This window comes from Pimelobacter sp. 30-1 (assembly GCF_018831735.1).
Classification (GTDB): Bacteria; Actinomycetota; Actinomycetes; order Propionibacteriales; family Nocardioidaceae; genus Nocardioides.
Map to the genome: position 1 here is coordinate 44,155 of NZ_NHTS01000003.1, position 23,877 is coordinate 68,031.

Sequence of the window (23,877 nt, forward strand, 5' to 3'; positions counted from 1 at the left end):
ATGACGACGGGCGCGAGCACGGCGGACACCCCCGGCGAGGAGCTCCCGCGGGAGGCCTCGCCGTACGTCGAGCTGGACCGGGCGACCTGGGCACTGCTGGCCTCGGAGACCGAGAGCCCGCTCACCAGGGACGAGGTGCACCGGCTCCGCGGCATCGGCGACTCGCTCGACCTGCGCGAGATCCGCGACGTCTACCTGCCCCTGTCCCGGCTGCTGTCCATGCGGGTCAGCGCGGCGACCGACCTGCACCACGCACAGGAGGAGTTCCTGCACGGCCGGACGCCGCCGCGCACGCCGTTCGTGATCGGGCTGGCGGGCTCGGTGGCCGTCGGCAAGTCGACCGCGGCCCGCGTGCTCCAGCAGATGCTCGCGCGCTGGCCCGAGCACCCCAACGTCGCGCTCGTCACCACCGACGGCTTCCTCTACCCCAACGCCGAGCTCGAGGCGCGCGGGCTGCTCCAGCGCAAGGGCTTCCCCGAGTCCTACGACCGGCGCAAGCTGCTCAAGTTCGTCATCGACATCAAGTCCGGCATCGACGAGGTCGAGGCGCCGGTCTACTCCCACCTCGTCTACGACGTGGTCCCCGACGAGAAGATCGTCGTCAAGCGCCCCGACATCGTCATCGTCGAGGGTCTCAACGTGCTCCAGCCCGCGCGGGTCCGCGAGGACGGCCGCACCGGCCTGGGTCTGTCGGACTTCTTCGACTTCTCGATCTTCGTCGACGCCAATACCAACCACATCCGCGACTGGTACGTCGACCGCTTCCTCAAGCTGCGCGAGACCGCCTTCCGCGACCCGTCGTCGTACTTCGCGAAGTACGCCTCGCTGACCCACGACGAGGCCGTCGACGAGGCCCGCCGGATCTGGGACGCCATCAACGGCCCGAACCTGGCCCAGAACGTGCTGCCCACCCGCTCGCGGGCCACGCTGGTGCTGCGCAAGTCCGCGGACCACTCGGTCCGCTACGTCAGGTTGCGCAAGATCTGAGGGGTTTTCGCCCCATCCCGCGGATTCCGTGGGTTTCCGGCCGCCTCAGGCGGCAAGGACCCCTGGCATGACTCCCCGCAAGAAGGTCTCCGTCCTCACCGCCCTGCTGGCCGCGTCGACGTTCGCGTTGGCCGCCTGCGGCGGCGACGACGAACCCGACCGCAAGGGCAGCGACCCCGCCTCGACCGAGGCGACCACCGAGGCCTCGACCGAGACCACCACCGACGCCCCGACCGACGCCGGCACCGAGACCACCGAGGCCGCGCCCGCCGGCGACGTCGCCGCCCCGGGCACCGCGCTCGCGTTCGGCCAGCCGGCCGTCGTCCCGTTCTCGTCCGGCGACGCCAGCGGCACCGTCTCGGTGACCGTCACCGGCATCACCAAGGGCGCCGCCGCCGACCTGGCCCCGCTCAAGCTCGGCGACCGGGCCAAGGGCTTCGTGCCCTACTACATCAAGCTCGACGTCACCGGCGTCTCCGGCAGCGCGGAGCTGTCGAGCTACTCGATCAACGAGTCGATCGAGGGCACCCTGCCCGACGGCACCGAGGCCCAGAACATCTCGATCATCGGCACCTTCGCGCCGTGCGACGGCGAGTCCTTCCCCAGCGGCTTCGCCGACGGGCAGACCTTCTCGACCTGCGTGCCATACCTGGCCCAGGAGTCCTCCTCGGTCAGCGGCGCCCGCTTCGCCCCCAACGACGGCCCCTACAGCTCCTTCGACGGCAAGCCCGTCGTCTGGAAGTAGGGCCCGCGCCACCGATTTCGCGGCCGACGTCCCCGTCCCGGGAGGGGATGTCGGCCGCGAAATCGACGTTTCCCACACACTTCGGACGATCTGCTGGACCGCCCGCTCGAGCCGTTCCTAGCGTCGGCCCATGACCGCTCCCGTCCGCTCCTCCTGGCGCCGCGCGCTCGCCGTCCTGGCCGCCGGCGCCACCGTGCTCGTCCTCCTCGCGCCGACCGGCCCCGCGCGCGCCGCCGCCACCGCCGCCACCGCCGCGACCTGCACCGACGTGTCCGTCCCGGTCACCTACGCCGGCGGCTCCGGCCGGATCGCGGGCACCCTCTGCGTGCCCCCGGGCGGGGCGACGAGCGTCCAGCTCCTCGTCCACGGCTACAGCTACGCCCGCTACTACTGGGACTTCCCCTACCAGCCCGAGACCTACTCCTACGTCCGGCGAGCCACCGCGGCCGGCTACGCGACGCTGGCCATCGACCGGCTCGGCGACGGCGCGTCCACCCGCCCGGCCGGGCTCCACCTCACCTGGGACAACGCCGCCGCCACCGTGCACCAGGTGGTGACCGCGCTGCGCTCGGGCGACCTCGGCACGGCGTACGACAAGGTGATCCTGGTCGGCCACAGCTACGGCTCGGTGACCAGCTACCGCGCGGCCGACCGCTACCAGGACGTCGACGCGCTCATCGTGACCGGCATCGCCCACCGCGCCGACCTGGTCCGGCTGACCACCGACCTCGTCCTGCAGTCCCCGCCGGCCGCGCTCGACCCGAAGTTCCGGGGTCAGGGCCTCGACCCCCTCTACGTCACGACCCGGCCGGGCACCCGCGGGCTGTTCTACAACACCGCCAACGCCGATCCCGAGGTGATCCGGGTCGACGAGCGGCTCAAGCAGACCGCCGGCCTGCTCGAGATCCCGACCGCCGCGCAGTACCTGGTCAACGGGGTCTCGCGCCGCACGAACATCCCGGTGCTGACCGTGCTCGGCGACCAGGACCCGTTCTTCTGCGGTCTGCTCGCCGCGCCGTGTGCCTCGGAGGAGGGGCTGGCCCGGTTCGAGCGGCGCTTCTACGGCCCGGGCGCCACGGTCGAGCGGCCCTGATCCCCGCGGGCGGCCACGACATCAACCTGGAGCGCACGGCGCCCCAGGCCTACGACCGGATGCTCGCGTTCGCCGACCGGGTCATCGGTAGTCGTCGAGAGTGAACCGCTGCCGCGCGAGCCGGGTCCGCCCGTCCTTGGCGAGCACGGTGACCACCAGGGTCTCCGCTCCCCGCAGCACCGGTACGCCGCCCGGGCAGCGCAGGTCCGGGCACAGCGAGCGGTACGGGCTGTCCTCGGCCAGCCGGAGCTCCGCGATGGAGGCGGTGCCGTCGGCAGCCGCGACCACCGAGTGGGCCGCCATCTTCGCGAGGTCGTCCAGCTTCCACTGCACCAGGAGCGTCTGGTCGGACGCGAAGCCGCGCAGCTGGAAGTTGAACCAGTCGCACGGCGCCGGGACCCGCTGGCCCGTCTGCTCCTCCACGAGGTCGCCGGCATCGCAGGCGGCGCCCGGTACCGGGATCAGCTCGACCGAGCGGGGCTTGGCCGTGCCGCAGACCTCCCGCTCCGGCCCGCCCGTACGCCGCTCCCCCTCCACCGCGACCAGCCGCAGCCGGGCGCAGCCCTCCGCGCCCCCGACCGGCACGTCGATCGCGAACGTCGGCTCGACCTGGCGCCACTCGCCGTCGGCGTCGCGGCGCTCGAGGACCGTGCGGACCGCGCCCGTGTCGCCGGGCAGGTCGACGGTGACCGCGACCGCGCGGTCCCGGGCCACGACCGTGGCCTCGACCGCGGCAGGTGCGGTGGGGGCGGCCGGGCCTCGGGCGGCCGGATCGTCGTCGCCGCGGGCGAGCCACCAGGCGCCGGCCGCGAGCGTCGCGGCGACCAGCACCCCGGCGACCAGCAGCACCGGGCCCGCGCGCCGGCGCCGGCGTACCGGTCCGGGAGGCGGCGGTGGCGGTGGCGGTGGTGCCGGCGGCCGGATCACCGTCTCCTCCGGTCGCGGCGGCGCCCAGGCGCGCAGGACCGCGGCCAGCCGGGCCGCGCTGGCGTAGCGGTCCTCGGGGCGCTTGGCCAGGCACCGGGCGATGATCGCGTCGAGCGCGGCGGCGTCCGGTACACCGGCGGGCAGCGCGGGGACCGGCTCGTTGACGTGGGCGTGGGCTGCCTGGAAGCTCGTCCCCTCGTACGGCGCCCGCCCCGCGAGCAGGTTGAAGAGCAGGCAGCCCAGCGCATAGATGTCGGTCGACTCGGTCGCCGGTTGCCCCAGGTGCCGCTCGGGTGCCATGAACGGCGGGCTGCCCGGCACGGCACCCGTCTGGGTCAGGCCGAGGTCGGCGGCCACCGCGATGCCGAAGTCGGCGAGCACCGGGCGCAGCTCCTCACCGCGCCGCCACAGCAGCACGTTGGCCGGCTTCACGTCCCGGTGGATCACCCCGAGGGCGTGGGCGTCGGCCAGACCCTCGGCGACCGCCGCGACCAGCGGGACCGCGATCTCCGGCGGCATCGAGCCGTGGCGCTCCAGCCATCCGGCCAGGTCGCCGTCGGCCAGGAAGTCCGTGACCAGGTAGAACCGTCCGTCGCTGCGGCCGTAGTCGAAGATCACCACGACGTACGGCGACCGGACCCGCGCCAGGATCGCCGCCTCGCGCTCGAAGCGGCGCACGAACTCGGCGTCCGCGAGCTCCTCGCGGATCACCTTGACCGCGACGATCCGGTCCAGCACCCGGTCCCGGGCGCGGTGCACCACGCCCATGCCGCCGCTGCCGACGATCTCCAGGAGCTCGTAGCGCTCGTCGACGACCTCGCGCGGCGCCGGTCCCGAGGTCACGCCCGGCTCCTCAGTACCGCACCTGGAACGCGCACGCGGCGAGCCGTCCCGGGTAGAAGGCGCCGAGCACGTCGAGCGGATCGACGGCGGGTCCGGTCGGCGCGGTGGTGGTCTTTTCAGGAGGTCGCACGTCACGCACCTGGGTCGGCGCGGGTGGGCGCGGCGGGCGCGGCTTGACCCGGACCCGGACCGCCTGGCGGGACATCGCCGTGGTCAGCCCGGCCTTGCCCTGGACCTGCACGGCGAGGACGTAGCGGCCCGCGCGCGGCGGGGTGTAGGCGAGCATGAACCGACCCTTGCGGTCGGTGCGGACCCGGACCGGAGTGCGGCGCAGGAGGCCGGTGCGACCGGTGACGCGGACGGCGTACAGGTCGACGACGCGCTTGCCCCCGGGCACGACCCGGCCGGTGAGCAGCAGCCGGCGCCCGGCCAGCGCGGCCTTGCTCCGCCGGGTGAACGTCGCGGTCGGGGTGGCCACCACCCGGAAGGCCCCGCTGGACTCGTCGGTCCCGTCGGCACCCTGCGCCTGCGCCGCGACCCAGCCGTTGCGGCTGAACCGGATCGGCACCTGGTTGATGCCGGCCGCACCAGTGCGGTCGTGGATCAGCGTGCCGGTCGCGGTCGTGTTCTCGACCGTCGAGAACCACACCCGCAACCGGCCGGCCTGGGCCAGCCGGACCGGCTGGGTCGAGACGTTCGGGTACGTCGGGTGCATCACCAGGCAGCCCGCCCGGCTGCCGACCAGCGGGTCCACGAGGCGCACGAAGTCGACCCCGGACGGGCGCAGGCTCCAGCGGCCGCCGGGATCGGCCGCGTTGACCTGGATCCGCACCTCGCCGCTGGCCACGAACCGGCCGGTGACGCAGGCGCTCACCCGCGCGGGGATCGCGCCGCCGCGCCGGCAGAGCGGGATCCGCTCCGCGGCCAGCCCGGGACGCCGGCGGAAGATCGCCAGCCGCGGCGGCGCGGGCAGGGCGGCGTCGTGGAAGGCGAAGGACAGCGACGTCGGGGCGACCGGAGCGGTCACGTCGACGGCGGGCTGGAGCTCGCCACTCGCGACGTCCGTCGTGGTGCCCTCGACCACGGCGACGCCCGTGACGGCCTGATCGGGGCGGTAGACGGCGTACATCGGGTCGTCGGCGCTGGTCACCGGGTCGCAGGGGCGGGCCGCGTCCCCGGCGGCTCCCGGCGTGCCGCAGGCGCCGGTGCCGAGCCGGGCCCCACCGGAGACCCTCCCACCGGTGCCGGAGCTCGCCCCGCCCGCGACGCTGAGACCACCGGCGAGCACGTCGATCCGGCCGGTCCCCTCGTAGCGGACGTTGAGCGAGCCGCGCCCGCTCCCGGCCGACTTGGTCACCGTGCCGGCGTTGCTGAACAGCGCGAGCTCTCCGTCGGGACGGCCGTTGGCGAGGCCCTCGTAGACGCTGCCGTCACCGGCGAGCTCGAAAGTCCCACCCGCCTCGACCGCGATCTCGGTGTCGCGGTCGGCGGCGAGGTAGCCCGCGGCACCCTCGACCCGGAGCAGCCCGCCGGAGGCCACCTCGAGCCGGTAGCCGTCGGCGAGGTTCACGCCGCGTCCGGCCACGGTGAGCCGGCCGCCCGAGCCCACCCGGAGAACCCCGGTCGGCCCGACCCCGGAGCAGCCGGCCACCTGCTCACCGGGCGGGAAGCCCTCGCCGGGCGCGGCGTCGCAGAAGTCGTTGTCGAGCGTGGCGGCGCCGGTACCCGCCTCGCCCCACAGCACCCGCCCGTGGACGTCGATCGCGCCGGGCCCGCCGAGCGTGCTCCCCCGCAGCTCGACCGCGGCGCCGGCCGCGATCGTCGAGGAGTAGCCGGCCGGACCGCCGTAGACCATCACCCGGGCGTTCGGTCCGACCGCCAGCGTCGCCTGGGCGACCTGGAGGGAGAGCACGTGCACGTGCGTCTCGTCGTCGAGCACGACGCGGGTCCCGGTCAGCACGCAGAGGTAGCCGGTCAGGCTGTCGTCGGTGGCCGGCGTGCCGTCGTAGTTGGGGGCGCGGTGGGTGAGCGGCTGACCGGCGCGCTCGGTGTTCCAGGAGGCATCGGTCTTCCAGGCGCCGCCGTCCGGTCCGGCCCACGTGTAGCGGGTCAGCCCGGCCGGGACCGCACCACCGCACGGAGCCACCGCGGCCGCGGCCGGCGCGGCTGCGCCCGCCACCGTCAGCAGCGGCACCACGAGGGCCAGGACTCCGCCGGCCCATCCGATTCTCGACATGACACACCCCCCGGTCGGTCACCCCCGAGACGCAGGGCTCAGCCTATGCCGGGCTGCGGCGCGCGTCCCCCGATCAGCCGACGTCGCGACGCAGCGTCGTGAGCCGGCCGATGACGGCGAGCACGACGACGTACGCCAGGAGCACGAGGATCGCCGCCCAGCGCGGGAGCAGGTCGACGTCGCCGGTCGCGCCGAGGAAGGACGCGCCGATCAACGAGTCCGCCGCCCCGCCCGGCAGGTACGACGCCACGCCCGCCAGCGCGTCGACCTGGCTCAGCACCACGCGGGCCAGTGGCTCGACGAACTGGGTGAACGCCAGGATCACGACGATCGCGGCCACCTGGTTCGACAGCACCGAGCCGACGGCCACGCCGATCACCGCCCACAGGGCGATCGCGACGACGCTGAACAGCAGCCCGACGAGCACGTCGCCGCGGCCGAGCATCGCCCCGTCGCCCTTGATCTGCAGCATCGGGGCGCCGCCGGCGACGGTGGCGAGGACGCCGACCAGGCCGGCGACGAGGCCGACCGGCAGGACCGAGACGATCTTGGCGACCAGGAAGCGGGTCCGGTCGGGCTCGACGAGCAGGCTCTGGGTGATCGTCTTGTGCCGGAACTCGGTGGTCATCGCGAGGCTGCCGATGATGAGCGGGAAGACGTAGCCCACGCCGTTGACGACCGAGTAGACCGACCGCGCGGCGGCCTCACCGGTCAGCGGCGGCTCCTGGCCGTCGGGCACGAAGACGAAGGTCGTCGAGACGACGGCGGCGATGAAGACCAGGTAGCCGACCATCACGATCAGCAGCAGCCACCACAGCCGGGTGGTGAGCAGCTTGCGGTACTCCGCGACGAGTGCGGCCCTCATCGGACGTCCTCCGGTCGGGTCAGCTCGAAGAAGAGCGCCTCCAGGTCGACATCGCGCCGGACCAGCTCGTGCAGCTCGAGCCCGGTCGCGTGGGCGGCCGCGCCGACCTCGGCCGCGGTCGCGCCGTCGACGACGGTGCCGGCACCGTCGGCCTCCAGGGTCCAGCCGCGGTCGGCCGCGAGGGACGCGAGGGCGTCGGGCCGCGGCGTCTCGACGTACGCCGCCGGGGTGGCGCGGGTGCGCAGCTCGGCCAGCGTCGAGGCGTGCCGGAGCCGGCCCTGCGCGATGACCACGACGTCATCCACGCTCGCCTCGACCTCGCGCAGGAGGTGGCTGGAGACCAGGACGGTGCGTCCCTCCGCGGCGAACTGGCGCAGCAGCTGCCGGATCCACACGATGCCCTCGGGGTCGAGGCCGTTGGTCGGCTCGTCGAGCACGATCACCGGCGGGTCCGCGAGCAGCGCGGTGGCCAGGCCGAGCCGCTGGCGCATGCCGAGCGAGTAGCCGCCGACCCGCTTCGTGGCGGCCTGGTCGAGGCCGACGGCCTCGAGTACCTGGCGGCAGCGCTGCTTCGAGACGCCGACCTGGGGCGCGAACCCCTCGAGGTGACCGAGCCCGGTGCGTCCGGGGTGGAAGCTCGACGCCTCCAGCGCCGCGCCGACGACCGTGCCCGGCCGCTCGTACGACGTGTAGGGCCGGTCGCCGACCAGGGTCCGGCCCGCGCTGGGCCGGGTCAGCCCGAGCAGCATCCGCAGGGTGGTCGTCTTGCCGGCGCCGTTGGGTCCGAGGAAGCCGGTCACGGCGCCGGGGCGGACGGTGAACGTGAGGTCGTCCACCGCCTTCACGGCGCCGAACTGCTTGGTGAGTCCGTCGATGACCAGTGGGGGACTTGTCATGGCACCACCCTGCCAGGTGGCGGCACCGGGTCAGAGGGCGAGGCGCTCCCGGACCACGTCGGCCAGGCCGTGGGCCACGCTGTCGGCCTGCTCGGCCGTCGGCGCCTCGACCATCACCCGCACCAGCGGCTCGGTGCCGGAGGGGCGCAGCAGGACGCGCCCGCTGTCGCCGAGCTCCTCCTCGGCCGCCGCGACGGCCGCGAGCAGGGCCGCGTCGTCGGTGCGCGCCCGGTCGACTCCCCCGACGTTGACCAGGACCTGGGGCAGCCGGGTCATCACGCCGGCCAGGTCGCGCAGGCGGTGGCCGGTCACGACCATCCGCTGCAGCACGTGCAGGGCGGTGAGCAGGCCGTCGCCGGTGGTGGCGTGGTCGCGCAGGATGACGTGACCCGACTGCTCGCCCCCGAGGGAGTAGCCGCCGGCGCGCATGTCCTCGAGGACGTAGCGGTCGCCGACGCCGGTCTGGCGCACGGTGACGCCCGCGGCGGTCATCGCCTGGACCAGGCCGAGGTTGCTCATCACGGTCGCGACGAGGGTGTCGTCGCGCAGCCGGCCGGCGTCCTTGAGGCCCAGCGCCAGGATCGCCATGATCTGGTCGCCGTCGACGACCTCGCCGGTGTGGTCGACCGCGAGGCACCGGTCGGCGTCGCCGTCGACGGCGAAGCCGGCGTCCGCGCCGTGCTCGAGGACCGCCTTGCGCAGCGGCTCGAGGTGGGTCGAGCCGCAGCCGTCGTTGATGTTGAGGCCGTCGGGCTCGGCGCCGATGGTGATCACCGTGGCACCGGCCTCGCGCAGCGCGTGGGGGCCGACCGCGCTCGCCGCGCCGTGGGCGCAGTCGAGGACGACGGTGAGTCCGGCCAGCGGCCGGTTCGCGGCGTCGTCGAGGGTGCCGACCAGGTGGGCGGCGTACTCCTCGACGGTGGGGCCGTAGGGCGTGACCCGGCCGACGGCACCGCCGGTGGGGCGGTCCCAGTCCTGGCCGACGTGCTCCTCGATCTCGCGCTCCAGGGCGTCGTCCAGCTTGACGCCGCCGCGGGCCAGGAACTTGATGCCGTTGTCGGGCATCGGGTTGTGCGAGGCGCTGATGACCACGCCGAGGTCGGCCTCCAGCGCGTCGGTGAAGTACGCGACGCCGGGCGTCGGCAGCACGCGCAGGCGCAGGACGTCGACGCCCGCGGCGGCCAGGCCCGCGACCACGGCGTGCTCGAGGAACTGCCCCGAGATGCGGGTGTCGCGGCCGACGACGGCCAGCGGGCGGGGCCGGTCGAAGCCGCCGTGCTCGACGAGCACCCGGGCCGCGGCGACGCCGAGGTCCAGGGCCAGCTCGGCGGTCAGCTTGTCGTTGGCGAGTCCGCGGACCCCGTCGGTCCCGAAGATGCGGGTCACGTGCGCTCCCTCTGTGTCACTGGTGCTGCCGTAAAACTGCCGACAGGGCCACGGACCGCGGCAGCGGTGCGTGGCCCTGTCGTGATGATCGCCTGGAGGCGGATCAGCGCTTGCTGTACTGCGGGGCCTTGCGGGCCTTCTTGAGACCGGCCTTCTTGCGCTCGGTCGCCCGGGCGTCGCGGGTCAGCAGACCGGCCTTCTTGAGGGTCGGGCGGTTGGCGTCGAGGTCGATCGCGTTGAGCGAGCGAGCCACGCCGAGGCGCAGCGCGCCGGCCTGACCGGTGATGCCGCCGCCGTGGATGCGGGCGATGACGTCGAAGCGGCCCTCGAGGCCGAGCGCCGCGAACGGCTCGTTGACGACCTGCTGGTGCAGCTTGTTCGGGAAGTAGTCCTCGATGGTCCGGCCGTTGATGGTCCAGGTGCCGGTGCCGGGGACGATGCGCACGCGGGCCACGGCCTCCTTGCGGCGGCCGGTGGCCGCGCCGGGGGCGATCGTGGCGGGACGGGCGTCGATGGCGGCCGACGGAGAGGTCTCGCTGGTGTAGGCGACACCCTGCTCGTCGGTCTCGAAGGTCTCCTCGACCTCGGTGGTGTTCTCAGTCACTTGATAAGTCCTCAGTCCTGGTCAGCTCTGTCGAGAAGTCACTGGGAGATCTGGGTGATCTCGTAGGGAACGGCCTGCTGGGCCTGGTGGGGGTGAGCCGGGCCGCTGTAGACCTTCAGCTTCTTGATCATCTGCCGGCCGAGGCGGTTCTTCGGCAGCATGCCCCACACGGCCTTCTCGACGGCCTTGCGAGCGTCCTTGTCGATGACCTCACCGATCGGGGTCGCGGTCAGACCACCCGGGAAGCCCGAGTGGCGGTAGACCATCTTGGCCGTCCGCTTGTTGCCGGACAGGGCGACCTTGTCCGCGTTGACGATGATGACGTAGTCACCGGTGTCCGCGTTGGGCGCGAAGATCGGCTTGTGCTTGCCGCGCAGCAGGTTGGCGGCGGTGACCGCCAGGCGACCGAGGACGACGTCCGTCGCGTCGATCACGAGCCAGGCGCGCTCGACGTCGTCGGGCTTCGGAGCGTAGGTGCGCATGATGCGAACCCTCCTTGCTAGTTCGTAGCCACACGACGGATGTCGCACGGCGGTGCCTTCGCAGCGGGCTGCTCGGGCGGCGTCTCCTGACGAACTCAGCCCGGCCCACGCACGCTCGTCATCACGACGATCCGAGGGCGATCCGGGTCTGCCTCACGAACGGGCGTGAAGCGGCAGAAGACGCGACCGCCAAGGCTACGGGAGCGTGGAGACGCGGGTCAAAACGGTGCACCCGCCCGCACCGGCCGCCGATCGCGCTGTGACCTGTGCCACACTCGGGCCGCATGGACTCCGGACTGGTCTCGATCGGCCTGCCCGCCGCGCTGGCGATCATCATGTTCGGCCTCGGCCTGGCCCTGACCGCCGACGACTTCCGCCGGGTCGGCAGCGCCCCGCGCCCGGTCGTCATCGCCCTGCTCGCCCAGCTGGTCCTGCTCCCCCTGCTCTGCTTCGGCCTGGTGCTGGCGCTCGAGCTGGAGGCGATCCTGGCCGTCGGCATGATGCTGCTGGCCGCCTCGCCGGGCGGTACGACGGCCAACCTCTTCAGCCACCTCTTCCGCGGCGACGTCGCCCTCAACATCACGCTGACCGCGGTCAACTCCGTGATCGCGGTGGTGAGCCTGCCGCTGGTCGTCAACTTCGCCGTCGGCTGGTTCGACCCCGCCGGCGCCGAGGACATCGGCCTCCAGCCGGCCAAGACCGCCCAGGTGTTCGCCATCGTGCTGGTCCCGGTCGCGATCGGCATACTCGTGCGCCGCTCCTCCCCCGCCTTCGCCGAGCGCGCCGACCGGCCGGTGCGGATCGCCTCGGCCGTGGTCCTCGCGCTCGTCATCATCGGCGCGCTGCTGGGCGAGCGCGAGAACCTCGGCGACTACCTGGCCGACATCGGCCTGGCGACGGTCCTGTTCTGCGCGGCGAGCCTGGCCGTCGGCTACACGCTGCCGCGGCTGCTCGGCGTACCGGAGCGGCAGGCGCTCTCGTCGGCCTTCGAGGTCGGCATCCACAACAGCACGCTGGCGATCGCGGTGGCCCTGAGCGTGCTCGAGAACGACACGCTGGCGGTCCCCGCCGCGGTGTACGGCGTCCTGATGTTCCCGCTCGCACTGCTCGCCGGGTGGCTCTTGACGCGCGGCCGCAAGGGCGGCCCGGGTCACGCTTCGGGACACCGGCTACCGGCTCTGTGACGTGGCCGACTAGGTTGGCAGCGTGACTGACTCTCTCACCGTACGCGACAACCGCACCGGCGCGGAGTACGAGATCCCGATCGTCGACGGCACCATCAAGGCCGCGGACCTCGGGCAGATCAAGCTCAACGACGACGAGCCGGGACTGGCCACCTACGACCCGGGTTTCGTCAACACCGCCTCGTGTCGTAGCTCCATCACCTACATCGATGGGGACAAGGGCATCCTCGAGTACCGCGGCTACCCGATCGAGCAGCTGGCGGAGAAGTCGAACTTCCTCGAGGTCGCCTACCTCCTGATCCACGGCGAGCTGCCCACCAAGGAGCAGTACGAGAACTGGGTCCACGAGATCACGTTCCACACGTTCGTCCACGAGAACGTCAAGGGCTTCATGCAGGGCTTCCGGTACGACGCGCACCCGATGGGGATGCTGATGGCGTCGGTGGGGGCCCTGTCGACGTTCTACCCCGAGTCGAGCCGGATCGCCGACCCCGACAACCGGCACATCCAGATCGTCCGGATGATCGCCAAGATGCCGACCCTCGGCGCCTGGTCGTTCCGCCACGCGCAGGGCAAGCCGTACGTCTACCCGGACAACGAGCTGTCCTACGCCGAGAACTTCCTCTCGATGCTCTTCAAGATGAGCGAGACGAAGTACGCCGGCGACCCGCGCATCGTCAAGGCGCTCGACACCCTCTTCATCCTCCACGCCGACCACGAGCAGAACTGCTCGACCAACGCGGTCCGCTCGGTCGGCTCCTCGCAGGTCGACCCCTACTCGGCCGTCGCCGCCGGCATCGGCGCCCTCTTCGGCCCGCTCCACGGCGGCGCCAACGAGGCCGTCCTCAAGATGCTGCGCCGGATCGGCACCGTCGAGAACATCCCCGCGTTCATCGAGGGCGTCAAGAACGGCGAAGAGCGCCTGATGGGCTTCGGCCACCGGGTCTACAAGAACTTCGACCCGCGCGCCAAGATCATCAAGAAGGCCTGCGACGACGTCTTCGAGGTCACCGGGGTCAACCCGCTCCTGGCCGTCGCCAAGGAGCTGGAGAAGATCGCGCTCGAGGACGAGTACTTCATCAAGCGCAAGCTCTACCCCAACGTCGACTTCTACTCCGGCCTGATCTACGAGGCCCTGGAGTTCCCGCCGGAGATGTTCACGGTCCTCTTCGCGATCGGCCGCACCCCCGGCTGGCTCGCGCAGTGGCTCGAGCTGACCCAGGACAAGGAGCAGAAGATCGCTCGTCCCAAGCAGATCTACACCGGCGCCCGGACGCTCGACTTCGTCCCCGCCGAGGAGCGCTGGGCCTGAGCCGGCGCGCCGCTGATCGCTCCGCGACCCCGACCGCTGCTCCGCAGTGGCCGGGGTCGCTGGTTTTTCGGGGTCAGGCGAGCAGGGCGTCGAGGTCGACGGGGACCTCGACGTCGCCGTAGGTGAGCACAACCTGGCCACCGGTGTGGCGGGCGGTCTCGAGGTAGAGGCCGTCGACGAGCTCGAGGGTGAGCACCTGGTGGTCACGCGGGTCGACGATCCAGTACGACGGCGCGCGCCACGCCGCGTAGCGCTGGACCTTGGCCACGAGGTCGTCGCGCCGGTTGGTGGAGAGCACCTCGACGACCAGCAGCGGGACGCCGGACAGGAAGTCCTCGTCGCTCTCGTCCCGGAAGACGGTCAGGTCAGGGATGAGGAGCTCGCGGACGCCCGATGGCGACCAGCCGAGGGACGGGAGCGCCTCCGCCCCGGCAGGCAGGTCGGCCTCGACCAGGCGTAGGAGCCGCTTGACGATCTGCTGATGCTTCTTGCCTGCGGTCGGCATGACGACCAGGCACCCCCCGTAGTACTCACCGTCGTTCTCGGGGTGGTTCAGGTAGTCGCCCCAGCTCATGGGGATGCGCCGCAGCTCTTCGGTGGGCTCCATCGCCACGGTCATCGCTGCTCCTTCCAGTTTCGGCGTCTCCCGAGATCGTCGCCGACCCGGCAAGTCAACGCAACCGCCAGGTCCGCCGCAACCGGCAGCCTCAGCCCTGGGGAAAAGCCGGCAGCTCCGCCTCGAACAGCCAGGGCCCCAGCAGCCCGGCGACATCCACCCCGGTCCGCTCCCCCGCGAACTCCAGGAGCTCCGCCGTGGTCACCGACGCCCCGCGCCGCTCGGCCGCCCAGGCCTTGAGCAGCCCGAAGAAGGACTCGTCACCGACGGCGACGCGCAGCGCGTGCAGGGCCAGCGCCCCGCGCTTGTAGACGCGGTCGTCGAACATGAGCTCCGGGCCGGGATCGGCGAGCACCAGGTCCTGGGGCAGGTCGGCGAGGCGCTCGTGGTGGTGGCGGGCCCAGCCGTCGCAGGTGTGGGGGCCGCCGGACTCCTCCGACCACAGCCACTCGGCGTAGCAGGCGAAGCCCTCGTGCAGCCAGATGTCCTGCCAGTGGCGCAGGGTGACGGCGTTGCCGAACCACTGGTGCGCCATCTCGTGGGCGATCAGGCGCACCTGGGACCAGTCGGTCGAGCAGAAGTTGCGGCCGAACGTCGACAGGCTCTGGCTCTCGAGCGGGATCTCGAGCTCGTCGTCGGTGACGACCGCGGCATAGCCGTCGAAGGGGTAGTCGCCGAAGACCCGCTCGAAGAACGCCATCATCGCGGGCTGCTGGTCGAACGAGCCGGCCAGGTCGGCGTCGGGCGGCGCGATGGTGACCAGGGACGGCGCGTGCTCGGTGGTGTCGTAACGGCCGATCTGCACCGTCGCCAGGTACGACGCCATGGGCCGGTCCATCACGTAGGTCCACGTGTCGACGCTGGCCCGGCGCCGCTTCTGCGCGAGGTTCCCGTTGGCCACGACGGTGTAGCCGGAGGGCGCGGAGAGCTCGATCCGGTAGGTCGCCTTGTCGTCGGGCCGGTCGTTGCAGGGGAACCAGGTGGGCGCGCCGTGCGGCTGGGCCGCGACGATGACGCCGTCCTCGAGCTCCTCCCAGCCGGCGTCGCCGTGGTAGCGGTCGATGACCGGCTGCGGCGAGCCGCCGTAGGCGATGGTCAGGGTGAGCTCGGCGCCGGCCGCGACGGCGCGGTCGAGCTGGAGGACCAGGCGGTTCGAGCGGGTCGACCACTTCTTGAGGCGGGCGCCGTCGATGCGCAGCTTGGTCGCGGCGAGCCCGGCCAGGTCGAGCACGAGCCGGTTGGTCTCGGCGAGCACGACGACCGACAGGACGGCGGTGCCGCGCAGGCGGTTGCCGTCGGGCACGTAGATCAGGTCGAGGTCGTAGTGCCGCACCGAGTACGACGGATCGCCGTGGTCGGGCAGGTACGGGTCAGCGGTGGGAAGTCCGGGCACGGCGGGTCAGTCCTCCGCCCACGGCCCGATCGGGTTCCCGATCCACCTCGTCTTGTCCGGCACCGTCTCCCCCCTCATCACCAACGACACCGGACCGACCGTAGCGTGCTTGCCCAGCGACGCCGCGGGCAGCACGACCGAGTTGGGCCCGAGGGTCGCGCCGCGGCGCAGCCGGACGGTGTCGGTGGCGAGCAGGCGGTCGTGGAAGAGGTGGGTCTGCACCACACTGCCCTGGTTGACGGTGGCGCCGTCGCCGAGGTCGACGAGGTCGGGCTCGGGCAGCCAGTACGACTCGCACCACACGCCGCGGCCGACCCGGGCGCCCATCGCGCGGAACCACAGGGTGATGAGCGGCGAGCCGGTCGCGAGGCCGGCGAACCACGGCGTCGCGAGCACCTCGACGAAGGTGTCGGCCAGCTCGTTGCGCCACACGAACGAGCTCCACAGGGGGTGCGCGCCGGCCCGGACCCGGCCGACCAGGAGCCACTTCGCGGCGATCGCGACGACGGCGGCCAGGAGGCCGGCTCCCCACAGCAGCAGCGGTACGACGAGCGCCCCGGCCACCGCGCCGTGGTCGGCCCACACGGCCAGGCTGCCGAGCACCACCAGCGCGTGCAGGGCCACGGCGAGGGCGATCGGGACGAGCCGGGCCAGCTCCCAGCAGGCGCGGGCGACCTTGAGCCGGGTCGGCGGGGCGTAGGTCCGCTCGTCGGCCGAGCCCTGCTCGGCCCGGCGCAGCGGCGCGGGCGGGCTGCCGAGCCACGACTCCCCCGCCTTGACGGTGCCGCGCGCGGGCGCGGCCGAGAGCACCGCGACCAGCGAGCGCTTGGGCACCTTGCGGCCGGGTGCGGCCATCGCGGAGTTGCCGACGAAGGCGCGCTTGCCGACCTTGACCCGCTCGGCACGCAGCCAGCCGCCGCCGAGCTCGTAGCCGCCGATCAGGGTGTCGTCGGCCAGGAACGCCTGGTCGCTCACGGTCGTCAGCGACGGGATCATCAGCACCGTCGAGGCCTCGACGTCCTTGCCGATGCGCGCGCCGAGCAGGCGCAGCCAGCGGGGCGTGAGCTGGGAGCTGTAGAGCGCGAAGAGCCAGGTCCGGGCCTCGTCGAGCACCCGGATCGTGCCCCACACGCACAGCGCGGCGCGGCTCTGGAGCGGGTGCGCGCCGGGCTTGACCCCGCGCGCCAGGAGCCGCACGACGAGCAGCACCAGGAGCGCCAGCACGACGCAGCCGGCGACCACGCCGGGCACCAGCCACGGCAGCAGCGCCCGGGCGGCCTCGCCGGCCGACGCGGTCGAGCCGATGTCGGCCAGCAGCAGCACCGGTACGACGACCGCGAGCAGCGCGAGCAGGGGCAGCAGCGCGAGCAGGGCGGCCGTGGCGGCGTACGAGACCGCCCACACGCGCAGCGAGCGGCGCGAGGCCGGCGGGCGCTCGGCCCACGGACCCCGGGCGGCCGAGCTGGCGCGGGTGGCCGGCGCGCCGGACCAGAACTCCCCGGCGGGCACCTGCCCGAAGACCGCGGAGCCGGGCGCCACCTCGGCGTCGTCCCCGACGACCGCGCCGGGGCAGAGCATCGAGCGGGTGCCGACGCGGGCCCGGCGGCCCACCCGGATCCCGCCCACGTGGAGGGTGTCGCCGTCGATCCAGTAGCCGGTGAGGTCGACCTCGGGCTCGATCGAGGCGCCCTTGCCGACGGTGAGGTGACCGGTGATGGGCGGCAGCGAGTGCAGGTCGGCGCCGCGGGCGACCTTGGCGCCGAGCAGCCGCGCGTACCAGGTGATGTAGGGCGCGCCGCCGAGGCGGGTCGCGCCCAGCTCGTCGGCGAGGCGCTCGGCCGCCCAGATCCGCAGGTGCACCTTGCCGCCGCGGGGGTAGGCGCCCGGCTGCACGCCGGCGAGCACCGCCCGGGCGAGCTTGGCCGCGACGAGCATCCGTCCCGGCGGGCTGACGAAGACGACGAGCAGCAGCACGATCAGCCACCACGGCGCGGCCGGCACCCAGGCCACGTCGAGCAGGTCGTGGACCAGGCGCGAGGCGGTCAGGATCCCGGCGAGCCAGCGCGGCGCGGCGAGCGCCCGCAGCACCGGTACGGCGAGCACCTGGCCGACCTGGGTCTTGGGCGGGATCGGCTTGACCTTGCGGCTCTGCTCGGCGAGCGCGCTGGGCTCGAGCGAGTCGAGGAAGGCCGCGAGCCCGTCGACGGTGGGATTCTCGTAGAGGTCCGCGACCGTGAGCTCGGCGTGCTCCGCGCGCAGGAGGGTGACCACCTGGGCCGCGGTGAGGCTGCCGCCGCCGAGGTCGAAGAAGTCGGATCCCGGGCCGTCGGGAGCCGCGCCGATGACCTTCTGCCAGACCTCCGCGATGCGCGCGGACGTGCCGTGCAGGCCGGCGTCGGCGGGATCCGCGGTCGGCAGCGGCCAGGGCAGCGCGTCGCGGTCGACCTTGCCGGAGGTGCGCGTCGGGATGTCGTCGACGACCGCGAGCCGCGGGACGAGGGCAGCCGGCATCGTGGCCCGCAGGTGGGCGGTCGCCGCCGCCGCGTCGTACGCCGCGGTGGTGGTGAGGTAGCCGACGAGCAGCTGGTTGCCCGTGCTCGTGCGGCGCACGGCCGCCGCGGCGGCCGAGACCCCGGGCAGCGCGAGCAGGGCCGAGTCGATCTCGCCGAGCTCGATCCGGCGTCCGCCGACCTTGACCTGGTCGTCGGCACGGCCGGCGAACAGCAGCCCCGCGGGGTCGTTGATGACGATGTCGCCGCTGCGGTAGGCGCGCTCCCAGCCGAGTGTCGGCATGGGCGCGTACTTCTCGGCGTCCTTGGCCGGATCGAGGTAGCGGGCGAGCCCGACGCCGCCGATGATCAGCTCACCGCGCTCGCCCTCGGCGACCGGCTCGCCGGTCGCGGGATCGACCACGACGAGGTCCCAGCCGGCCAGGGGCAGCCCGATCCGGACCGGGCCGACGCCGTCGACGAGCGCGCCGCACGCGACCACGGTCGCCTCGGTCGGGCCGTAGGTGTTCCAGACCTCGCGGCCCTCGCGGGCCAGGCGGGCGGCCACCTCGGGCGGCAGCGCCTCGCCACCGAGGATGAGCAGCCGGACCCGCTCGAGCGCGTCGTCGGGCCACAGGCTGACCAGGGTCGGCACGGTGGAGACGACGGAGATGTCGTTGGCGGTCAGCCAGGGCCCGACGTCGACGCCGCTGCGCACCAGCGCCCGCGGCGCGGGGACCAGGCAGGCGCCGTAGCGCCAGGCGAGCCACATCTCCTCGCAGCTCGCGTCGAAGGCGACGCTCAGGCCCGCCATCACCCGGTCGGACGGGCCGATCGGCGCGTCCTGCAGGAACATCCCGGCCTCGGCGTCGACGAACGCCGCGGCATTGCGGTGGGTGACCGCGACCCCCTTGGGCGTCCCCGTCGAGCCGGACGTGAAGATCACCCAGGCGTCGTCGTCGACCCCCGGGTCGCGCCGGGACCGGGCCGGCGCCTCGCGGCGCGCCTCGATGACCAGGCCGGTGCCGATGAGCGCGGCGACCCGGGCCTCGCCGAACACCAGCCGGGCCCGCTCCTCGGGGTCGTCGGCGTCGACCGGCACGTAGGCGGCACCGGCGAACAGGATCCCCATGATCGCGACGTAGAGGTCGGTCGTGCCCGACGGCAGCCGGACGCCGACCTTGTCGCCCGGGCCGATCCCGAGGTCGGCCAGGTCGGTGGCGACCGCCTCGGCGGCCTCGGCGAACTCGGCGTAGGTGACCGTGTCGTTGCCGCTGTCGAGCGCCATCGCGTCCGGGTGGTCGGCGGCCGTGCGCCGCAGGACGTCGACCAGCGTGCGCGGCGGGGGCGCCTCGTCACCGCGGAGCAGGGGGTTCACCTCTCGATCCTCGTCGATCCAGGTGAACGGGACATGACCGGTTCGCAGGCACTCCGTTGTGCCGCTTTGTGATGTGAGCCACAATCAGCGAGGTGAGTGCGACGACGGAGCCCGAGAACCCCGCCCCTGCCACCCGCGCGTGGCCGCCTGCCGTGCCGCCGGAGCCGACGTACGTCGACGACCGGCTCAACTACTGGGCCGAGGCCACCCCCGACGCCGAGGCGATGACCTACCTCGGCCGGACCTGGACCTGGGCCGAGTGGCACGACCGTGTCCACCGCGCGGCCGGCGGCCTGCGCGACCTCGGTGTCGCCCGCGGCGACGTCGTGTCCTTCCTCGACAAGAACCACCCGGCCTGCGTCGAGATCAGCCTCGCCGCGGGCTCGATCGGCGCCGCCAACGCGATCATCAACTGGCGCTCGGCCGGCGACGAGATCGACTACGCCGTCAACGACTCCGGCGCCAAGGTGCTCTTCGTCGGGCGCGAGCTGATGCCGACGATCGAGGCGATCCGCGACCGGCTGCCGAACGTCGAGAAGATCATCGAGGTCACCCCCGACGGGGGCGAGGACGACGAGTACGAGCAGTTCCTGGCCGCCTCCACGGCCTGCGCCGACGGCCCCGACGTCCTCGAGGACGACGTGTGCCTGGTGATGTACTCCTCCGGCACGACGGGCCGGCCCAAGGGCGTCATGCTCACCCACCGCAACATGGTCAAGCACACCATCAACGCCCATGACGGCTGGGGATTCGAGCCGGGCGACAAGTCGATGGTGGCCATGCCGCTCTTCCACGTGGGCGGCTCGTCGTACGTGCTGTTCGGGATCCACGACGGCATCCCCAGCGTGATGACCCGCGAGCCCGACGCGGCCTCGCTGGCCGGCGCGATCCTGGCCGGCGCCAACCGGACCTTCCTGGTGCCGGCGGTGCTCGCCCAGGTGCTCCAGGCGGGACCCGACGCGGTCCAGCTGTTCGGGCTGCTCAAGACCTACACCTACGGCGCCGCGCCGATGCCGCCGCCGCTGCTGCGCGCGGCGATGAAGGCCTGGCCCGACACCGACTTCATCCAGGTCTACGGCCTGACCGAGGTGGCCGGCGTCGCGACCCACCTGATGCCCGAGGACCACCGCACCGCCGAGGCCGACGGTCACCCCGAGCGCCTCGTCTCGGCCGGCAAGCCGCTGCCCGAGTGCGAGGTCCGGATCGTCGACCCGGCCACGCTCGCCGACGTCGCCACCGGCGAGCACGGCGAGATCTGGCTCAAGACGCCACAGCTGATGAAGGGCTTCCTCAACAAGCCCGAGGCCACCGCCGAGGTGATCACCGACGACGGATGGTTCCGCACCGGCGACATGGGCCACGTCGACGAGGACGGCTTCGTGTTCGTCTCCGACCGGCTCAAGGACATGATCATCACCGGCGGCGAGAACGTGTACTCCCCCGAGGTCGAGCGGGTCCTCTCCGAGCACCCCGCGGTCCTCGAGGTCGCCGTGATCGGCGTACCGGACGAGCGGTGGGGCGAGTCGGTCAAGGGCGTGGTCGCGCTCAAGGAGGGCTCGGACACCAGCGAGCTCGAGCTCATCGAGTGGACCCGCGAGCGCCTCGCCCACTTCAAGGCGCCCAAGACCGTCGACATCATCCCGGCGCTGCCCCGCAACCCCACGGGCAAGATCCTCAAGCGCGAGCTCCGCAAGCCCTACTGGGAGGAGCAGGAGCGCCAGGTCTGAGCCGCCCCCCACCCGAGCCTCAGTGCGCGATGGCCGCCCGGACCCGGGCGGCCGTCTCGCCGAACTTCGCCAGCCCGCGGATCTCGTCCGGCGCGAGGTCGGCGTCGGCGGAGAACGGGACCAGCTCGTCGAGGACGATCCGCCCCGGGCGCGGGCTCATCACGAGCACCCGCGAGCCGAGGAAGACCGCCTCGTCGACGCTGTGGGTGATGAAGAGGATGGTCTTGCCGGTGGCCCGCCACAGCGCGAGCAGCTCGCCCTGCAGTCGCTCGCGGGTGAGTGCGTCGAGCGCGCCGTAGGGCTCGTCCATGAGGATCACCTCGGGGTCGCCGGCGAGCACCCGCGCGATCTGGGCGCGCTGCTGCATACCGCCGGAGAGCTCGTACGGACGCCGGTCGGCGGCATCGCTCAGCCCGACCAGGTCGAGGTAGCGGTCGGCGATGGCCAGCCGCTCGGCCCGCCGTACGCCGCGCAGGCGGGGGCCGAGCGCCACGTTGCGCCGTACGTCGAGCCAGGGGTAGAGGTTCGGCTGCTGGAAGACCACGCCGCGCTCCACCCCCGGCCCCGTCACCGGCACGCCGCCCACCGCGATCGAGCCCGCCGACGGCGACGCGAAGCCGGCGATCATCCGCAGCAGCGTGGTCTTGCCGCACCCCGACGGCCCGGCGAGCGTGACGAGCTCGCCGGGCGCGATGTCGAGGTCGATCCGGCCGAGCGCCGCGACGGCGCCGCCGCGGGCCGGGAACGCGTGCTCCAGGCCCGCGACGGCGATGCCCTTGCTCATCGGTGCCCGCTCACTTGCCCGCGGCCGCCGCACCGGACGGGTCGACCCCGGCGGCGTACACGTCGGGTCCCGCGACGGCGTCGATGCCGTCCTGGGTGAGCAGGAACTCCGCGGTGGCGTGGAGGTCCTCACCGAGCTTCTTGCCCAGCCACTCCGTCTTGGCCTGGTCCGCGGCACGCAGGTAGGTCAGCCCGGCGAACTGCGCCTTGGCCTCCTCCGGCGTCACGCCGACCTCGATCGCCACGCTCTCGGCGGCCTTGTCGGGGTCGGTGAGGATCTGCTCGACGGCGTAGTCCTGGGCCTTGGCCCAGACCTCCAGCACCTTCGGGTTGGCCTCGATGAACGACGTGCTCGCCAGCCCCAGGTCGTACGTCGGCTTGCCGGCCGCCGCGGTGTCCGCGCTCGACAGGATGACCGTGCCGCCCTCCTTCTTCAGCTCCGACAGGGTCGGGTCCCAGATCCAGGCGGCGTCGATGTCGCCCTTGGTCCAGGCCGGCGCGACCTGCTCGGGCTCGCTGTTGACGAGCTTGTAGTCGGCCGGGTCCTCGCCGGCGTCCGTGATCGCCTGGAGCAGCGAGTAGTGCGCGGTCGAGCCGAACGGCGTCGCGATCGTCTTGCCCTTGAGCCCCTTGATGTCGGTGATCGCGGGGTCGCGGACCACCAGCGACTCGGCCTCACCGATGACGTCGTGGATCCAGACCACCTTGACCGGCAGGTCCAGCGGCGCCGAGAGGGCCTTGGTCGAGGGCGAGGAACCGGCCAGGCCGAGGTCGAGGCTGCCGCCGCCGAACGCCTGGATCACGTCGCCGCCGGAGGCGAAGTTGCTCCACTCGACGGTGGCGTTGGGCAGGCAGGACTCGAGGATCCGCTGGTCCTTGACGACAACATCGCCGTTGGGGATCTTCTGGTAGCCGATCCGGATCTTGCCGGTCACCGAGGTGTCGGCCTTCCAGGGGCAGTCGCTCGCCGACGCCTCCTTGTCCTCGCCCAGGCTGCACGCCGACAGCGGGAGCACGAGGGCGGCGACCAGGCCGGCAGCGGCGGTCCAACGGGTGCGGTTCATTTCAGGCCTTTCCTCGCCACGGGACGACGAGCTTCTCGATGGTGCGGATGACGGCGTCAAGGGCGATCGCGGTGAGGCCGATGACGAGGATGCAGGCGACCGACAGCGCGATCTTGTTCTGCGTTCCCGAGAGATAGGCCAGGCCTCCGATGCCCGGCAGTCCGTTGACGAGCTCCGCCGCGACGACCGTCGTCCAGGCGAAGCCGACGGCGACCCGCAGGCCCGACAGGATGTCGGGCAGGGTCGCCGGGAGGATCACGTGCCGGGTCACCTGCAGGCGCGAGGCACCCAGGCTCCGTACGGCGTTGAGCTGGTCCAGGCGCACGCCCCGCACGCCGTTGACCGTGGCGAGCGTGATCGGCGGGAAAGCGGCGAGGAAGAGCAGCCACACCTTCGAGGTGTCGTAGATGCCGAACCACGCCACCAGGAAGCCGATGTAGGCCAGCGGCGGCAGCGAGCGCAGGAAGTCGACGTACGGGCCGACGAGGTCACCGACCCACCGCACGCTGCCCATGAGCAGCCCCAGCGGTACGCCGACCAGGACGCCCAGCGCGAGGCCCAGACCGATCCGGCGCAGGCTGACGAGCAGGTGCTCCCAGAGGAAGTAGTTCTCCTCGCCGCGCACCACGCGCTCGATCCCGCCCCCGACGGGGTGGTGGGAGTTGGCGCGCACGAACGCGTCCCACACCTCCAGCGGGCTCGGGGTCAGGTAGTGCGGCTGGACCAGGTCCGCCGCGGCGACCACCGACCAGACGACCAGCAGCACGACCAGGCTGACGGCGAGGCCGGCCCAGCGGCGCGGTGCGGAGACGGAGGAGCGGGTGGACACCCGACGTAATCTATAGCGAGTCGCTCAACTTTATGTCT

19 protein-coding genes are annotated in these 23,877 nt (G+C 72.8%); 6 read left to right on the forward strand and 13 right to left on the reverse strand.

The genetic code is table 11. The features are described from left to right. The 3 genes from coaA (at nucleotide 1) to CCO04_RS05455 (ending at nucleotide 2,825) form a co-directional block, all read left to right on the forward strand. Nucleotides 1-987 carry a type I pantothenate kinase gene (coaA, locus tag CCO04_RS05445; RefSeq protein WP_215813113.1) on the forward strand — a complete coding sequence of 329 codons (987 nt, stop codon included), beginning with the start codon at nucleotides 1-3 and terminating at the stop codon, nucleotides 985-987. A 67-nt stretch (nucleotides 988-1,054) separates the two neighbouring features. Then, the gene (locus CCO04_RS05450) at nucleotides 1,055-1,732 is read left to right on the forward strand and encodes a hypothetical protein (RefSeq protein ID WP_215813114.1); all 678 of its coding nucleotides are present in this window, start codon (nucleotides 1,055-1,057) and stop codon (nucleotides 1,730-1,732) included. A gap of 130 nt (nucleotides 1,733-1,862) precedes the next feature. Beyond that, the gene (locus CCO04_RS05455) at nucleotides 1,863-2,825 is read left to right on the forward strand and encodes an alpha/beta hydrolase (protein ID WP_215813115.1); all 963 of its coding nucleotides are present in this window, start codon (nucleotides 1,863-1,865) and stop codon (nucleotides 2,823-2,825) included. Between the two features lie 81 nt (nucleotides 2,826-2,906). Here the strand turns inward: CCO04_RS05455 and CCO04_RS05460 are convergent, their stop codons facing one another. From CCO04_RS05460 to rplM, 7 genes are all read right to left on the reverse strand, one after another. Beyond that, nucleotides 2,907-4,595, reverse strand: a complete 1,689-nt coding sequence (locus CCO04_RS05460) for a serine/threonine-protein kinase (protein WP_215813116.1) — start codon at nucleotides 4,593-4,595, stop codon at nucleotides 2,907-2,909. 10 nt (nucleotides 4,596-4,605) lie between these two features. Further along, nucleotides 4,606-6,831 (reverse strand): hypothetical protein, encoded by a 2,226-nt coding sequence (locus CCO04_RS05465; protein WP_215813117.1) that lies wholly within the window; start codon nucleotides 6,829-6,831, stop codon nucleotides 4,606-4,608. A 73-nt stretch (nucleotides 6,832-6,904) separates the two neighbouring features. Next, entirely contained in the window at nucleotides 6,905-7,696 is a 792-nt protein-coding gene (locus tag CCO04_RS05470) for an ABC transporter permease (protein ID WP_215813118.1), read from the reverse strand. Further along, nucleotides 7,693-8,592 carry an ABC transporter ATP-binding protein gene (locus CCO04_RS05475; protein ID WP_215813119.1) on the reverse strand — a complete coding sequence of 300 codons (900 nt, stop codon included), beginning with the start codon at nucleotides 8,590-8,592 and terminating at the stop codon, nucleotides 7,693-7,695. Before CCO04_RS05475 ends, CCO04_RS05470 begins: the two co-directional genes overlap by 4 nt. Before the next feature lie 30 nt (nucleotides 8,593-8,622). Then, complete coding sequence (glmM, locus tag CCO04_RS05480; RefSeq protein WP_215813120.1) at nucleotides 8,623-9,978, reverse strand: phosphoglucosamine mutase; 1,356 nt, start codon at nucleotides 9,976-9,978, stop codon at nucleotides 8,623-8,625. 103 nt (nucleotides 9,979-10,081) lie between these two features. Continuing rightward, entirely contained in the window at nucleotides 10,082-10,597 is a 516-nt protein-coding gene (gene rpsI, locus CCO04_RS05485; RefSeq protein WP_374196991.1) for a 30S ribosomal protein S9, read from the reverse strand. 23 nt (nucleotides 10,598-10,620) lie between these two features. Next, the gene (gene rplM, locus CCO04_RS05490) at nucleotides 10,621-11,064 is read right to left on the reverse strand and encodes a 50S ribosomal protein L13 (protein WP_215813122.1); all 444 of its coding nucleotides are present in this window, start codon (nucleotides 11,062-11,064) and stop codon (nucleotides 10,621-10,623) included. A 284-nt stretch (nucleotides 11,065-11,348) separates the two neighbouring features. On the opposite strand from rplM, the gene CCO04_RS05495 reads away from it, so the two are divergent. Together CCO04_RS05495 and CCO04_RS05500 are read left to right on the forward strand one after the other, a co-directional pair. Beyond that, nucleotides 11,349-12,248 (forward strand): bile acid:sodium symporter family protein, encoded by a 900-nt coding sequence (locus CCO04_RS05495; RefSeq protein WP_215813123.1) that lies wholly within the window; start codon nucleotides 11,349-11,351, stop codon nucleotides 12,246-12,248. Between the two features lie 22 nt (nucleotides 12,249-12,270). Further along, complete coding sequence (locus CCO04_RS05500) at nucleotides 12,271-13,560, forward strand: citrate synthase (RefSeq protein ID WP_215813124.1); 1,290 nt, start codon at nucleotides 12,271-12,273, stop codon at nucleotides 13,558-13,560. A gap of 73 nt (nucleotides 13,561-13,633) precedes the next feature. Here CCO04_RS05500 and CCO04_RS05505 read toward each other — a convergent pair whose 3' ends face one another. The 3 genes from CCO04_RS05505 to CCO04_RS05515 form a co-directional block, all read right to left on the reverse strand. Beyond that, nucleotides 13,634-14,179, reverse strand: coding sequence for a Uma2 family endonuclease (locus CCO04_RS05505; protein WP_215813125.1), 546 nt, complete (start codon nucleotides 14,177-14,179; stop codon nucleotides 13,634-13,636). Between the two features lie 88 nt (nucleotides 14,180-14,267). Next, nucleotides 14,268-15,569: a M1 family metallopeptidase gene (locus CCO04_RS05510; RefSeq protein ID WP_215813126.1), complete on the reverse strand. Its 1,302-nt coding sequence runs from the start codon at nucleotides 15,567-15,569 to the stop codon at nucleotides 14,268-14,270. A 6-nt stretch (nucleotides 15,570-15,575) separates the two neighbouring features. Next, entirely contained in the window at nucleotides 15,576-19,436 is a 3,861-nt protein-coding gene (locus CCO04_RS05515) for a Pls/PosA family non-ribosomal peptide synthetase (protein WP_308281137.1), read from the reverse strand. Nucleotides 19,437-19,528: 92 nt separating this feature from the next. Between CCO04_RS05515 and CCO04_RS05520 the strand changes: the two genes are divergently transcribed. After that, on the forward strand, nucleotides 19,529-21,163 hold the full coding sequence (locus CCO04_RS05520) for a long-chain-fatty-acid--CoA ligase (protein WP_215813127.1): 1,635 nt from the start codon (nucleotides 19,529-19,531) through the stop codon (nucleotides 21,161-21,163). 19 nt (nucleotides 21,164-21,182) lie between these two features. Here the strand turns inward: CCO04_RS05520 and CCO04_RS05525 are convergent, their stop codons facing one another. From CCO04_RS05525 to CCO04_RS05535, 3 genes are read right to left on the reverse strand one after another with little or no spacing between them, the layout of a single operon-like run. After that, entirely contained in the window at nucleotides 21,183-21,947 is a 765-nt protein-coding gene (locus tag CCO04_RS05525) for an ABC transporter ATP-binding protein (RefSeq protein ID WP_215813128.1), read from the reverse strand. A 10-nt stretch (nucleotides 21,948-21,957) separates the two neighbouring features. Then, a complete protein-coding gene (locus tag CCO04_RS05530; protein WP_215813129.1) occupies nucleotides 21,958-23,010 on the reverse strand; it encodes an ABC transporter substrate-binding protein in 1,053 nt (350 codons plus the stop codon). Nucleotide 23,011: 1 nt separating this feature from the next. Beyond that, on the reverse strand, nucleotides 23,012-23,839 hold the full coding sequence (locus tag CCO04_RS05535; RefSeq protein WP_215813130.1) for an ABC transporter permease: 828 nt from the start codon (nucleotides 23,837-23,839) through the stop codon (nucleotides 23,012-23,014). Nucleotides 23,840-23,877 lie beyond the last annotated feature (38 nt).